The 12,873-nt window shown below is 64.8% G+C and carries 10 protein-coding genes and 1 riboswitch; of the genes, 2 read left to right on the top strand and 8 right to left on the bottom strand.

Annotated elements, in window-relative coordinates:
- Nucleotides 1-14 precede the first annotated feature (14 nt).
- From JSO19_RS03500 to JSO19_RS03510, 3 genes are read right to left on the bottom strand one after another with little or no spacing between them, the layout of a single operon-like run.
- On the bottom strand, nucleotides 15-1,820 hold the full coding sequence (locus JSO19_RS03500) for an ABC transporter ATP-binding protein (protein ID WP_270909768.1): 1,806 nt from the start codon (nucleotides 1,818-1,820) through the stop codon (nucleotides 15-17).
- Complete coding sequence (locus JSO19_RS03505; protein ID WP_270909770.1) at nucleotides 1,780-3,537, bottom strand: ABC transporter transmembrane domain-containing protein; 1,758 nt, start codon at nucleotides 3,535-3,537, stop codon at nucleotides 1,780-1,782. Before JSO19_RS03505 ends, JSO19_RS03500 begins: the two co-directional genes overlap by 41 nt.
- 4 nt (nucleotides 3,538-3,541) lie before the next feature.
- A complete protein-coding gene (locus JSO19_RS03510; protein WP_270909771.1) occupies nucleotides 3,542-5,392 on the bottom strand; it encodes a siderophore-interacting protein in 1,851 nt (616 codons plus the stop codon).
- Nucleotides 5,393-5,520: 128 nt separating this feature from the next.
- Here JSO19_RS03510 and JSO19_RS03515 point away from each other — a divergent pair, with 128 nt between their 5' ends.
- Nucleotides 5,521-6,330, top strand: a complete 810-nt coding sequence (locus JSO19_RS03515) for a helix-turn-helix transcriptional regulator (RefSeq protein WP_270909773.1) — start codon at nucleotides 5,521-5,523, stop codon at nucleotides 6,328-6,330.
- On the opposite strand, the gene JSO19_RS03520 is transcribed toward JSO19_RS03515, so the two are convergent.
- The 5 genes from JSO19_RS03520 to JSO19_RS03540 all read right to left on the bottom strand — a co-directional run bounded on the left by JSO19_RS03520 (nucleotide 6,234) and on the right by JSO19_RS03540 (nucleotide 11,814).
- Nucleotides 6,234-7,100: an ABC transporter ATP-binding protein gene (locus JSO19_RS03520; RefSeq protein ID WP_270909774.1), complete on the bottom strand. Its 867-nt coding sequence runs from the start codon at nucleotides 7,098-7,100 to the stop codon at nucleotides 6,234-6,236. The genes JSO19_RS03515 and JSO19_RS03520 overlap by 97 nt on opposite strands.
- Before the next feature lie 26 nt (nucleotides 7,101-7,126).
- On the bottom strand, nucleotides 7,127-8,233 hold the full coding sequence (locus JSO19_RS03525) for a FecCD family ABC transporter permease (protein WP_270909775.1): 1,107 nt from the start codon (nucleotides 8,231-8,233) through the stop codon (nucleotides 7,127-7,129).
- Nucleotides 8,230-9,303 (bottom strand): FecCD family ABC transporter permease, encoded by a 1,074-nt coding sequence (locus tag JSO19_RS03530; RefSeq protein ID WP_270909776.1) that lies wholly within the window; start codon nucleotides 9,301-9,303, stop codon nucleotides 8,230-8,232. Before JSO19_RS03530 ends, JSO19_RS03525 begins: the two co-directional genes overlap by 4 nt.
- 91 nt (nucleotides 9,304-9,394) lie before the next feature.
- The gene (locus JSO19_RS03535; protein WP_270912093.1) at nucleotides 9,395-10,432 is read right to left on the bottom strand and encodes an ABC transporter substrate-binding protein; all 1,038 of its coding nucleotides are present in this window, start codon (nucleotides 10,430-10,432) and stop codon (nucleotides 9,395-9,397) included.
- A 176-nt stretch (nucleotides 10,433-10,608) separates the two neighbouring features.
- Nucleotides 10,609-11,814 carry an MFS transporter gene (locus JSO19_RS03540; RefSeq protein ID WP_270909777.1) on the bottom strand — a complete coding sequence of 402 codons (1,206 nt, stop codon included), beginning with the start codon at nucleotides 11,812-11,814 and terminating at the stop codon, nucleotides 10,609-10,611.
- 56 nt (nucleotides 11,815-11,870) lie between these two features.
- Between JSO19_RS03540 and JSO19_RS03545 the strand changes: the two genes are divergently transcribed.
- Nucleotides 11,871-12,557 carry a FadR/GntR family transcriptional regulator gene (locus JSO19_RS03545; protein WP_270909779.1) on the top strand — a complete coding sequence of 229 codons (687 nt, stop codon included), beginning with the start codon at nucleotides 11,871-11,873 and terminating at the stop codon, nucleotides 12,555-12,557.
- 57 nt (nucleotides 12,558-12,614) lie between these two features.
- Nucleotides 12,615-12,782, top strand: a riboswitch (M-box (ykoK) riboswitch).
- The last annotated feature ends 91 nt before the right edge of the window (nucleotides 12,783-12,873 follow it).

Here is a 12,873-nt window from a genome sequence, read left to right on the forward strand (position 1 = left end):
TCGACCCTAGCCGATCATGCCCGCCCCGCACTTGCCGCCCACAGCCGCGCGTATGCCCCGTCAGCGCCAAGCAATGTCTCGTGGTCGCCGAGCTCAATGAGCCGCCCCGATTCGAGCACCGCTATTTCGTCGGCGATGAGCGTTTGGCTCAGTCTGTGGGCGATGATCACCGCACTACGGTTGGCAACGACCGCGGCGACGGCCTCGTCGAGACGGGCGCTGCTGGCGCTGTCGGCATCGGCCGTCGCCTCGTCGAGAATGACGAACTCGGGGTCGACGAGCAGTACCCGCGCGAGCGCAATCTCCTGAGCCTGCGTAGCGGTGAGCGGAGTTCCGCCCACACCAAGCATCGTGTCGAGTCCCTCACGTAGGAGGGGCACAAGCTCCTGCGAACCAATCTGTTCGAGCGCCTGCAACAGTTCTTGGTCTGACGCTTCGGGGGCTGCAAGCGTGAGGTTCTCGCGTAACGACCCCGCGAACACGTGTGGTTCTTGAGCGAGCGTCACAATCCCGCGCTCGTCGACCGAACGCTCAAACCGCCCTCCCGCTGGCTCGTGCACGCCGGCGATGAGCGCAGCGAGCGTCGATTTGCCAGACCCGGTTGCGCCGACGACCGCAAGCACACCACCCCGTGGCACCGTCAGCGTGATGTCGCTGAGCGCCGCATGCCGCCCGTCATACGAAAAGCTGACGTCGGCCAAGGTTACTGCCGGAGCCGCATTCGCTCGCCGCGGTGCAGTTCGCGGGTGTGGGCCCATGCCCGCAGCAGGCGGATCATCTGCAGCCGACCCCGCGAGCGTAACCCCGATCACCCGCGCCAGCGAGGCAAGGGCCGACTGGAGATCGTCAAGAACGCCGAGCAACCCTTCGATGGGAACCACGATGCGCACGAAGAGAAGCGCCGCCGCAGTCACTTGGCCCGGGCTCACCTCGCCACGCAATGCGAGCACAAGGCCCACCGCTAGGCACGAGCCAAGCCCCAATGCTTCGGCGATGTTGAGCCTGCCAAAGAGCCGATTTTGCACGATTCTTGCGCGCATCGCCCAACGCACCGTCTGCCACCCGGCAGCAGCAATACGGTCGAGCTGCGTGCGGGCGAGACCGTGCGCTCGTACCGCGGGCAGCTGGGTGAGCGTGTCGAGCACGGCATCAGCACGAAGCGAATAGTGTTCTCGCTCGGCGGCATAGACGGCGGGTGCCGTGCGAAGGTACCACCGAAGCGTCAACAGATAGACCGGAATGGTGAGCCCAAAGACCGCGAGAAAGCGAGGGTCAATTGCCGCCACGCTGCCCCCAGCAAGAATCACCGTGAACACCGAGACGCACACCCTCGGCAAAGCCTCGGGCAAGCTCGCCGAGATATGAGCGATATCGTCTGAAGCCCTCGTCACCGCGTCTCCCGGCCCCGCACGTTCGATTGTCGCTCGCGGGAGCCGGAGCGCCGCCCCCACATATTCTTCACGGAGTTGGGCAATAAGCGTCTCGGTGATTCGCGCGAGCGCTATCCCGGTGCAGGCCCCGAGCAACCCCGAAGCGAGCGCTGCCGAGACCATCAGCGAGGCGGCGGGCCACAGCATGCCCCAGGTTCCTCCCGATAGCGGCGCGGTTTCAAGCACGAGATCGACCAGCTTGCCTACGACGAGGGCGAACACGAGTGCCGCCGCGGCCTGTGCGATGCACAGGCAGAGCACGCCTCCGAGAGCGAGGCGCCGCCCGCGAAGCCTTCGCCAAAGATCGCTCGCTACCTCGGCACCGCTCGCGATGGGTAAGAGCGCCGGGTCAACCATGGTCACGCGACTGCTCAGGCTGAGAGGCTTCATTGCCGGAGTGAGGGCGGATCACCCGATCGGCAATCTGTACAAACGCTGGCGAGTCGGTCACCACGATGGTGCTCTTGCCTGCTCTCAGCTCGCGGATCGCGCGAGCGATTCGCACCTCGGTTACCGTGTCGACCGAACTCGTTGGGTCGCTGAGCACGAGTACCTCGGGGTCGGCGGCGAGCGCCCGCGCGAGGGCAATGCGCTGGCGCTGCCCGCCCGAGAGTTCGCGGCCGCCACCCCTCACGAGACGCTCGTACCCATCGGGCAGCTCGACCTCGGCGAGAGCGGCGGCGCTCAGGGCCGTGTGCGCTTGGCTCGACCAGCGGGGATCCGCTGACAAGGTCACGTTCTCACGCACCGTGCCGGGAAACAACGCCGGTTCGCGCGGGGCCACGAGCAGCCGCGCTCGCAACGCCTCTGGCTGGTACTCGGCGACAGCGAGCGAACCGTATGTCGCCTCGCCGCTCACGGGAAGACGCTCGAGCGAGAGCAACGCGCCGAGCTCAGCGGCCTCGCGCTGACGGAGCGAAAGGACGACGAGCTCAGTGGGGCCAATCTCGGCCGTAAGGTACCGTTCGTCGAGTGCGAGCGACCGCAGGCTGAGCCCCGTGCCGGATGTTCCGGGGGTCGCGTCACCAGCCGAGGCCGGGTTTGCTTCGGTCGCGAGCACGCCGGCGATGCGGCCAGCCGATGCCTGCGACACCGCCCAGAAGGAGCCAACCGAGCTCGTCAGCGATTCGAGTGGCCCGAGGAGCGCCACCGAGATACCCGCGACTGTGACAAGATCACTCACCGAGAGCGTGCCGCGCAGCGCCAGCCAGGTCGCCGCGATCGCGATGACCGCGGCACTCAGCTGAGTCAAGATATCGGTACAACCCTCGAAAACGGCACGGGCCTCGCGGGCGCGAAGGGTCGAAGCGAGGGCCGTACGGCTCTTTTCCCGGTAGCGACGCGTCGCGAGTTGCTCTGCGTACAGACCTCGAATCACCCGGAAACCCGAGAGAAGATCGGCGGCGCTCGCCGCGGCATCGGCAACCTCGGCCTGCTCAGCCATACTGCGGCGTTGGAGAGGCCGCGCGATGAGCGCACTCAGCGCCAGTAGCAGCGGGAGACCGACGAAAACCGTGAGCCCAAGCCCAAGGTGAATGGAGCAGAGCACCGTGGCACCAACCCCAAGACCGATCAGTTGCGCGGGCGGGTACACGACAAGGTACAGCACGAGGCACGCCCGATGCACGTCGCCCGTCGCGAGCGCGAGGAGGGAACCGGGGTGCCGTTCATCGCCCGAAAGCCCCCGCTCATCGACGAGACGCTCAAGCACCCGTTGCGTCAACTCGTACTTAGCCCGCTGCACCCCGAGCCACCCCAGCCGACTGCCGAAGCGATTGCCCACGTTCATGAGCACAAAAAGCCCGATGAGCGACCCAAATCCCATGGCGATCGCGGGCCACAGCGAAGGGAGGGCATGCCCTGAGGCTGCCGGGGCGATCACCGTCTCGACGATCATTCCGATAACCACGGGCACGAGCATGCTCGCCACGTCAAACAGGACGATGAGCCCGGCAGCCACGACCACGGTGCCACGAACCGAACGAAAGATGTCATAACTCAGCTGAGGGGCGCTGATGCGCGGCCGAGGCACAAGCCGGGGCTCTGCCGGCTGCTCTTCTGGGGCTTCAAACCGGCCCCAGACCGCCCTGCCGCTTCCCTTCACCACTTGGCTACGCGCGGGCCGTCAGGGCGTAGATCGTTCGGCCCCACCCAACCGTATCTTGCGCGCTCAGCTCGAGACCTGCCTTTGAGAAGAGACGCAGGTACTCCTCGTGAAACCGTGCGCTCCCGCCGCTCAGCGAGAAGAGCAACAGGTCTTCTTCAAAGTCGTGATCGTGAGCCTGATCCGGGTCGAGTACGCTGCCGAAAATAATGATGCGGCCACCCTCGGTAAGGCTCGCCGCCGCCTGTCGCAGCATGAACACGGCGTCGGCATCAGAGAGCGTCTCAACCCTGGCACAGATGAGGTAGCCGTCGGTCGGTTCGGGTCTCGCCTCGAGCATGCTCCCCGGCTCGAACACGATGCGTTCGTGATCAGGGTGCACTGTGCTCATTGCCGCGAGTTCGCTCGGAGCCGCAAGCACGCTCACGCGCAGCTCGGGATGAACCGCGACCATGCGCTCAGCAAACGCACCCGCCGCGCGACCAGCGACGCGCAACGAGGTGAGCCCTTCGAAGAGCGGCGACGCCGCAACGCTTCCGGTGACATAGACCGCGCCCTCTGCCTCGTGCTCAACGCGCTTGAGAATCGCCGTGGGGTCGCTCTGCACGCTCTCTTCGAACCCGGCTCCAAACCAGGCCGCATGATCTCCCTTGCCGGTTCGAATCGCCGCTGACAAAGCGAGCAGGCCGTGGAGCTCACGGTGACCCTCGGGGCCGTCAAGCGAAAGAATCTCACCAATAAACTCGTTTTCGAGTTCTTTGCCGGCCTGCGTGAGCGAATAACGCCCGTCATCATGCAGCTCGGTCAGCTCGATCGACTCGAGATACCGCAGCATCTTGCCGAGGCCCACGGGATCGGTCTCGGTCGCCGCGGCGAGCTCGGCCACGGTTCGCGGTGCGCTGTTGAATGCACCGGCAAGCCCGATGGTTGCCGCAATACGAATCGTGACGGCCGGCATGATCTCACTGAGGTGCAAGAACTTCTCTTGGGCGCTCTCACGCGCGGCTTCGTCAGGAACCGCGCTATCGTTCGCTGATGCCACAACCTCGTGCCTGCGCCAATACCCGGTGACCTCGACCTGTTCTTTGCCAAGGCCCCGCTCATTGCGCAGCCAGCGGCGAATCGGGGTGAGGGTGTGCGTTTCGCCCGCGACCCAGGCGAAGGCCGTTCCTGGCCACCATTCTGCTCCGGTGATCGCATCGTAGAGAAGCGTCGTCGTGCCGGGTTCTGCTCCGTCGCGCGACAGCCAGGTAACCTCAACCCCTGGCGGGGTTGGCAGCTGCTGGCGATGCGACTGCTCGGCCACTTCGATGAAGACCTGACCTCGCGCGCCCTCTGGCCACTCCTCGAGCCAGCGACCAATTGCGGGCAGCGCGGTTTCGTCGCCGGCAATCAGCGTCCAGTCAGCGCTCACGGGGTGACCCGACGAGGCCTTCGGCCCTGCGATTTGCATGAGATCACCGGGCTGGGTGCGCCTCGCCCAGGTACTCGCTGCGCCGACACCGTGCAGCACAAAGTCGATATCGATTTCGCCGGTCTCGGGGTTCCAACGCCTCACCGAGTACGTGCGCATGACGAGATGCTCGTCGTGGCGTGGCCAGACGAGCAGGCCGTCTGCCTGCGTTGGACCAACCGCGACCTCGGCATCGGGATGCTTGAGCAGAATCTTGAATTCATCGTCAACACCGTCTGAACGAAACGCGGCAACATGGTACCCGTTCTCAGCAGTGTGCGCCGCAAGTGCAGGGCCCCCCAGGGTGACGCGGCGCATACCCGGGGTCACATCAACGACACGCAACACGCTCAGGGTGCGAGTCGTGAGCGGAAAAACGTCGATCGGGCGCAAACTCCGGGCCATGCTGGTTCCTTCGGTAACGTAACTCAGGCCGACAAACATCAGCCCTAAGATAGGTTAGGCTAACTTCGTTTTATAGCGCGGCGCAGAACTCGACAGTCACGGCGCCCAGCACGACAGAAAGGGGCACGGTGACACCGAGCACACCCACCGCGAACGACCCAGCACTCAAGATCCCGCTGCACATTCCAGCGGTCGCGGTTCCTGAGATTTGCCACGACGACCAGCACATGGCGTTCTGGCAGGTACGCGGCTCAACGCTCTTTCGGCACGCCGACCGCACCACCGTGCTGCACGAGGGCGAGGTTCTCTGGTTACCGGTCGAGACGCCCCACGCACTCGAGGTCAGGCCCGATTCGGTGGTGTTCCCCTACTGGTTTCCCATCGACCACACGGCAACCGTGCTGCGCGGACCAACCGTCGTGCGCATTCTCGAACGCGAGCAAGACATGTTTCTCGCGCTATATCAGAGCCGCAGCACGATCATTCAACCCGGGGCCAACATTCAGCGCCAGGTGCTCTCAATTCTCGAGCGCGGCGCCTCGATGCCCGAGAACCTGCCGCTCCCGACAACGCCAACCGCCGCAGCGGTTGCAGCAGCGCTCCTGTTGAACCCCGGCGACGAGCGGAGGGCCGTCGACTGGGCGCTCGAGGTGCACACGAGCTGCCGCAGTCTTGAGCGAGCCTTTGTCGCTGAGACCGGGCTAACGTTTCGTGAGTGGCGTCTTCGCTGCCGAATGCACCTCGCAGCAAAACTCTTGCGTTCTGAGGCGTCGGTTACTTCGGTCGCGTTTCGCGTTGGCTACCAGCACCCGAACAGTTTCGCGCGAACATTTCGCGGCTTTTACGGGGTGAGTCCCACCTCGTTCGCCGCTGAACCCGAAGCGGCCGAAGCGATTCTCGGATCGAGCGGAACAACCGTTGGTGTTCCCGTCACCTGATCGGGCAGCACGAGGCACCGCAGGCCAAACACGCGCTCGATGAGCTCGGGGGTGATGACCTCGGCTGGCGGCCCCGTCGTCACGATCTGCCCATCGCGCATCACAATAAGGTGGTCGGCATAGCGTGCCGCCTGGCCAAGATCATGCAGCACGGCGACAAGCGTTTTGCCGTCCTCATGCAGCGTTCGAAACAGTTCAAGCAGCTCGTACTGGTGCGCAATGTCGAGAAAGGTCGTGGGCTCGTCAAGCAGCATGATCGATGTTTGCTGCGCGAGAAGCATCGCGACCCACACCCGCTGGCGCTGACCGCCCGAGAGCTCGTCGACGAGCCTGTCAGAAAGGTCACTCAGGTGCGTTGCTGCGAGCGCCGCGGTCACCGCATCTTCGTCGGCCTGCTGCCACTGTTGGAGGAGTGATTGGTGAGGGGCCCTGCCCCTGGCAACGAGGTCAGCGACCCTGATGCCGTCGGGGGCAAACGAGGTCTGTGCGAGCAGGCCGAGCTCACGAGCGACCTCTTTTGCGCGCATCGACGAGATGGCACGCCCGTCGAGCAACACGTGACCTTGCTCAGGGGTAAGCACGCGGGCAAAGGCCCGCAGGAGCGTCGACTTACCGCATCCGTTCGGGCCGATGATCGCGGTAAAGGAGCCCGCTGGAATTTCGGTCGTGAGGTCCCGTGAAATCACGCGACGGTCATAACCTATCGTTGCGTGGTCGATGCGCAGCCGGCTCGAGGGGTCACGGTCTGCGTGGTCTAGGTGGTCGTACATACGTTGCTTTCTTCGAGGGGTTCCGGTCACGATGAGCTCGCCGTGCCAACACGGCGTGACTCTCGAATGAGTAGCCAGATGAGGTAGAGGCCACCGAGGCACACGGTGATGAGCCCGACCGGAATGGCACGGTAGGCCTGCGCGATGAGCAGCGAAACGAGGTGGGCGGTCGCAAGCAACGCGGCGCCCATCGCAGCCGCCGAGAGCAGACTTGTCCCGGCTGACCTGGTGAGCCGCCTCGCAAGCTGCGGGGCAACGAGCGCGATAAATCCGATGGGCCCCGCCGCAGCGGTCACGAGCGCGGTCGTAGCGACGCCGAGCACCAGCAGCGCAAACCGAGCCGGTCCAATGCGCAACCCCTGCGCGACCGCGACGTCGTCACCAAGTTCCAGCCTTCGCAGGCTCGGCTCGAGCGCAACCGCCGCGAGGGCGAGCACCGCGGCAATGATGAGCGATGGGGTGAGGGTGGCCCACGAAACACGGGTAATCGATCCTGCGCCCCAAAACCCCACGGCGATCGCATCGGTTGAGTCAGATCTGGTGATGAGGAAGGAGTTGATAGAACCCAAAATCGCAGAAATGCCGATGCCTACGATGATGAGCCTAAAGCCTTGGAAGCCGTTTCGGTAGGCCAGCGAGGCCACGAGTATCGCGGTTGCGAGCCCTCCAACGAGCGCCGCACCGGCCAGAGCCCAGGCGCTCGCGTTACCGAACACCAGAATCATGACGACAACGGCCGTGTACGAACCCGCATCGAAGCCGATCACATCAGGGGAGCCGAGGGGGTTGCGCGTGAGTGACTGGAAGATAGCGCCGCCAATACCGAGCAGCGCACCAAAGACAACGGCCGCGATCGCGACAGGCAGTCGCCATTCGAGCACGATCATGCGGTGAAACTCATCGCCGGCTCCCCCGAGCACGGTGAGCACTTCACGCACCGTGAGCGGGAAATCCCCGAACCGAATGGCGACGATGGCCACGCCGATAGCGACCATAAACAGGAACGCCGAGACACCGAGCACGCGGGTCGAGAAACGGTGTGAGGTAAACCGTGTGCGCACGACCCGCACCCGGGAACCGAAGTCGATGGGCCGCACTCCCCCGCGCTTCGTTAACACGCGCCTGGCACTCATAGCCCGCTCGACTTTCGCCCGCGCACGAGTGCGATGAGCACGGGGGCACCGATAATGGCGGTCAGCACGCCCACCTCAATCTCGCCGGGTCGCGCAATCACGCGCCCGAGCACGTCGGCTGCGAGCACAAGCACGGGTGCCGCGAGTGCAGAGGTCGCGAGAATCCAGCGCTGGTCTGGGCCGAAGATCCACCGCATAATGTGCGGAACCATGAGCCCGACAAAACCGATACCTCCCGTGAGCGCCGTGCCACCTCCGGCGAGGAGCGTCACCGCGATGATGACGAGCACCCTGGTACGGGCAACCCGCGCACCCAGCGTCGCCGCGAGCTCGTCGCCGAGCGCAATCGAGTTCAGCGGGCCCGACACGAGGAGCGCGATGACGAGGCCCACGACAATGAGCGGCAGCACTGAGAGCGTGTCGCCCAGGTCGGTTCGCTCGATCGACCCGAGACCCCAGTTGCGTACGGCCCGAAACGTATCAGGATCGATGAGTGAGAGAAAGGTCGAAAAGCCATTGAGTACGGCGCCAAGCGCGACACCTGCGAGCACGAGCGTCACTGGCGACGCCGGGCCGCGACCGGCAGAACCTATGAGGGTCACGAGCAGCGTCGCGAGGGCCGCGCCGATGAAGGCGTACCACACGTACTCACTCGCGTTCGTCACCCCTGTGATGCCGATGCCGATGGTCACGGCGAAGCCAGCCCCAGCGTTCACACCGAGAATACCCGGGTCGGCGATCGGGTTGCGGGTGAGCGCCTGAATGAGTGCGCCCGCAACGCCAAACGCCGCGCCGACGACGATGCCTGCGAGCGTGCGGGGCGCTCGCAGGGTCCACACGATCGTTGCCGCCTCTGACCCGTCAGGGTGCCAGAACGCGGCCCATGTCTCTTCAACGCTCAGTATTTTGGCACCGAAGGCGAGACTCGCGGTCGCGGCAAGCACAAGGGCACCAACGATCACGAGCATTCCTACCGTGCGTCGGCGAGCGAGGCCACGCACGGCGGCTGTACCGGGTGGGGCCCCCGGCGGGTCGTCCAGGCTCGTGGAGTTGGCTCTGAGAGAGGTCATAGCGCTGAAGCTTTCTGGTGTGCGTGACGGCGGCAGGGCGTGCACCGCCCCGCAGAGGGGTGGCGCACGCCCGTGAGGTTTCGGGGTGCCGCTAGCTCAGCGCCTCTGAGCCCATCTCGGCGAGCCGCTCGATGAGCCAGGGAATGCTGAGCACGCTCTGCTGGTTCAGGCCCCACGCGAAGTTATTCGTCGTCGTGCCCTCTTCGGCCGGGTCAATGACCGCACGCCCCTCGGCAACAGCCGGAACGCTCTGCAGCAGCGGCGAGTCAAGGAAGAACTCGGGCTCGGTAATCGTGCTGATGAGCAAGAAGTCGGCGTCGATCATGCCCATGAGCTCGTCACTGATCTTCGTGCCGGGGGCAACTGACTGCGCTGCCTCTGGCAGCACGAAACCAAGCTCGTTGAAGAGCTGCTCGGTGTTCGAGCCCGGGGTGCTCGCGTAGAAGGCGCCGGCCTTCTCTGAGTGCGCAATCACGTGGGTCGCGGTCTTGCCCTCAAACTCGGGGTGCGCCTCGCGGGTGCGCTCGATGACGCTCTCGGTATCGGCGACAGCCTCGGCAGCACGGTCACCGAGGTCGATGGTGTCACCGAGCGTTTGTGTGAGGTCTTGCCAGCTCAGCGAGTCGACCTCGGCATACAGAACTGGTGCGATCGCGCTCAGCTGGTCAAACGCCTTCTGATCGAAAGTATCGAGCGCCTGGAGCGTGACGATGAGGTCTGGCTTGCTCGCGGCAACGGCCTCGGCCGGCAGCTCAACGTCGGGGCTCGCATCCCAAATCGTCTCGATGGGGTCGGTGAGGCTCGCGTCGAGCCACGAGTTACGCTCGATCGTCGAGGGCGCAAAAACGGGAGTGCCGCCCAAAGCGAGCAGCGCGTCGGTGTCGGGGGTCGCCGAGGTGACGATCGCGATGCGGTCGGGGCGCTCATCGAGCGTGGTGTCGCCGAACGGCGTCTCGAGGGTGAGCGGGTAGTCAGTCTTGCCCTCGGCCTCGGGCAGCAGCGCTGAGGTCGACGATTCCCCTGCCGTGTCGGGTTTGGCATCGCCCTCGGGCGTCGATGAGCAGCCGCTCAGCACGAGCAGGGCCGCGACCGCGCCAGAAATGAGCGCGGCAGGTTTGAGTGTTGGCATCACGAATGTCATGGTTTCTTTCGGGTCAAAAGAACGATCTCCCCTGCGGGAACCCCCGGGGATCGAGCACAAGAAAGGCTCTTCTCATGAGGTTAGCCTTGCCTAACCATGCCGTCTGCGCAGAACGCGTCACCCACCGAGCCGTTTGCGACATCCTGCGATGCGCCCCATGATCACTAAGCGGATCGACGCGCTTCGCGCCGGTTCTTCGCGAGCACGCGCGTCACCAGAATGCCGATGGTTCCCTGCACCACTGCGAGCACCGCGAGGCCCACGAGCACCGCATCCCACGACCCCAGAAGCTGGCTGACAGCCCCTGCCCCCAACGGCCCGAGCGTCGCAACGGAGTACCCCACCGACTGCACAACGCTCGACACCCGCGCAGACTCGGTCGCGTCGGCGCCGAACCCGGCAATGAGCGCGAGCAAGAGCGGGAAAGCGCTCATACCAACGCCGATGAGCACGGCCCAGAGCTCGGGCATCGCCTGCGGGGCAATGAGCAACCCGAGCATTGCACTCACGGTCGATAGGGCGATGAGAATGAAGCCGACCCGCATGCGCTTAATGCCACTCGCGAGCGAGACCACGACGACCGTCGTCGGCACGCCGACCGCCATGGCGATACCGAGCAACACACCAGAGCGCTCTGGCGCGATGCCAGCATCAGAAGTAATGGTGGGCAGCCAGCCCATCATGACGTAACTGAGGAGTGACTGGAGCGCGAAATAGGCCGCGAGAAGCCACGTGCCGGTTGGAAGCCTTCGCTTCTGGCCGGACTCGAGTGGCAATCGGGGTTCTGGCGCGGTGCGAGGCATGAGCAACGCCCACGCGATGACGCCGACGAGGGCCGGAAGCGCCCAGAGCGCAAGGCCGAGCGAGGGGCTCCCGATACGCTCGGCGAACGGGACCGCGGCGGCAGCAGCAAAAGCGGCCCCGAGCGGCATGACGGTCGTGTAGGCCGTCGTGACGGCGCCGATCCGCGTACCAAAGTGGGCGCGAACGACCGCGGGCAGCAAAATGTTCACGACGGCGAGGCCGCCGGTCGCGACGACGGTGCCGAGCACGATGATCCACGGCGATGCGATGCCGCGAATGGTGAGGCCGAGCGTGAGCGCGATCATGCCAAAGAGCACGGTGCGCTCCCTACCTAAGCGCTCTGCCAGCCCGGCGGTCGCGATGCCCGCGACGGCGAACACTGCGGTGGGGAGTGCCGGAATGATGACGACGGTGACGGGGGTGAGCGCTCCCGACTCGGTGAGCGCGGTGAGCAGGGCGCTCGCGCTCGTGATCGCGAGCCTGAGGTTCAGCGCGACAAGCAGCAACGCAACGATCATGAGCGCCGGGCGCCCAGTGTTCTGAGCGGTTGTGCCTCGTGCAGTCACCACTTCACCCCCAAAGGTCTAACGTCTAACCAAAACAAGGTACTATCATTGCATACATGAGTCTGACCCCGGTACCGCAGGCCTCGCTGAGCGATCAGGTCGTCGAGCGACTGCGCGCAGAAATCGTCGAGGGGCGTTGGAGGGTCGACGAGAAGATTCCGCCCGAGTCTGAGCTCATGGCCTCCCTCGGTGTCGCGCGTGGCACCCTGCGCGAGGCACTGCGCGCGCTGCAGTACACGGGCATGCTCGAGATTCGCCGGGGCGACGGCACCTTCGTGCGCGCCCGCAGCGAGGTTCCCGGTGCGCTCGCCCGTTCCGGGGCTTCACTCGACGATGTGCTCGAGGCACGCATCACCCTCGAACCACAGCTCGCGAGACTCGCGGCAGAGCGCGCAACCAACGACGACATCGAACGCATCAGCAAGGCCCTCAGTGAGCGCGCGAGCGTGAGCGACGAGGGCTGGGTCGACGCCGATGTTGCCGTGCACGAGGCCATAGCCCGGGCCGCCCACAACCCCATTCTGTTCGAGGTATATACCGCGCTCCTACCTCGCCTTCACGAGTCAATGAGCACGGCGCAAAGCCGCGACGGCTTTTGTCGCGACGAGCGCCGCGGCCACGACGAAGTGCTCGATGCGATCGTTGCCCGCGACCCCGAGGCAGCAGCCGAGAGCGCGCAGGCAAACCTCCAGGCGACCGCCGCGTGGAGCCAACGTGATCAAAGTGAGTCACCGAGCGCATAACCGGGTCAATAACGGCGCATGGTTTGACACTTGCGAAGTTTCTTGTACTGTAGACCCTGGTTGTCTCGTTAGGCGAGGCTCCTATGCAGACACAGGCCACTGATCTGACGACATCGAGAGATGCCCAAGATCAGGACAGGCAACATCGGCTTAAGGTGTTGCCCCAAGTGGCTTCTGATTGTAGATACGCTGCATAGAGTCAAAGCTCTTACATGGATTCGACCAGCACGATCAGTGCAACTCTGTTCGAGCATTACATCCCGACGCTTCACGTTTGAGCGTCGGTGTCTTGCTGTGGCATTTTTACCCAGAAGAA

Origin of the sequence: Leucobacter sp. UCMA 4100 (genome assembly GCF_027853335.1) — a bacterium.
Classification (GTDB): domain Bacteria; phylum Actinomycetota; class Actinomycetes; order Actinomycetales; family Microbacteriaceae; genus Leucobacter_A.

Coding starts and splice junctions, on each gene's coding strand:
- JSO19_RS03545 (WP_270909779.1), top strand. CDS start 11,871: ATGAGTCTGACCCCGGTACCGCAGGCCTCGCTGAGCGATCAGGTCGTC.
- JSO19_RS03525 (WP_270909775.1), bottom strand. CDS start 8,233: ATGAGTGCCAGGCGCGTGTTAACGAAGCGCGGGGGAGTGCGGCCCATC.
- JSO19_RS03500 (WP_270909768.1), bottom strand. CDS start 1,820: ATGAAGCCTCTCAGCCTGAGCAGTCGCGTGACCATGGTTGACCCGGCG.
- JSO19_RS03535 (WP_270912093.1), bottom strand. CDS start 10,432: ATGCCAACACTCAAACCTGCCGCGCTCATTTCTGGCGCGGTCGCGGCC.
- JSO19_RS03520 (WP_270909774.1), bottom strand. CDS start 7,100: ATGTACGACCACCTAGACCACGCAGACCGTGACCCCTCGAGCCGGCTG.
- JSO19_RS03530 (WP_270909776.1), bottom strand. CDS start 9,303: ATGACCTCTCTCAGAGCCAACTCCACGAGCCTGGACGACCCGCCGGGG.
- JSO19_RS03510 (WP_270909771.1), bottom strand. CDS start 5,392: ATGGCCCGGAGTTTGCGCCCGATCGACGTTTTTCCGCTCACGACTCGC.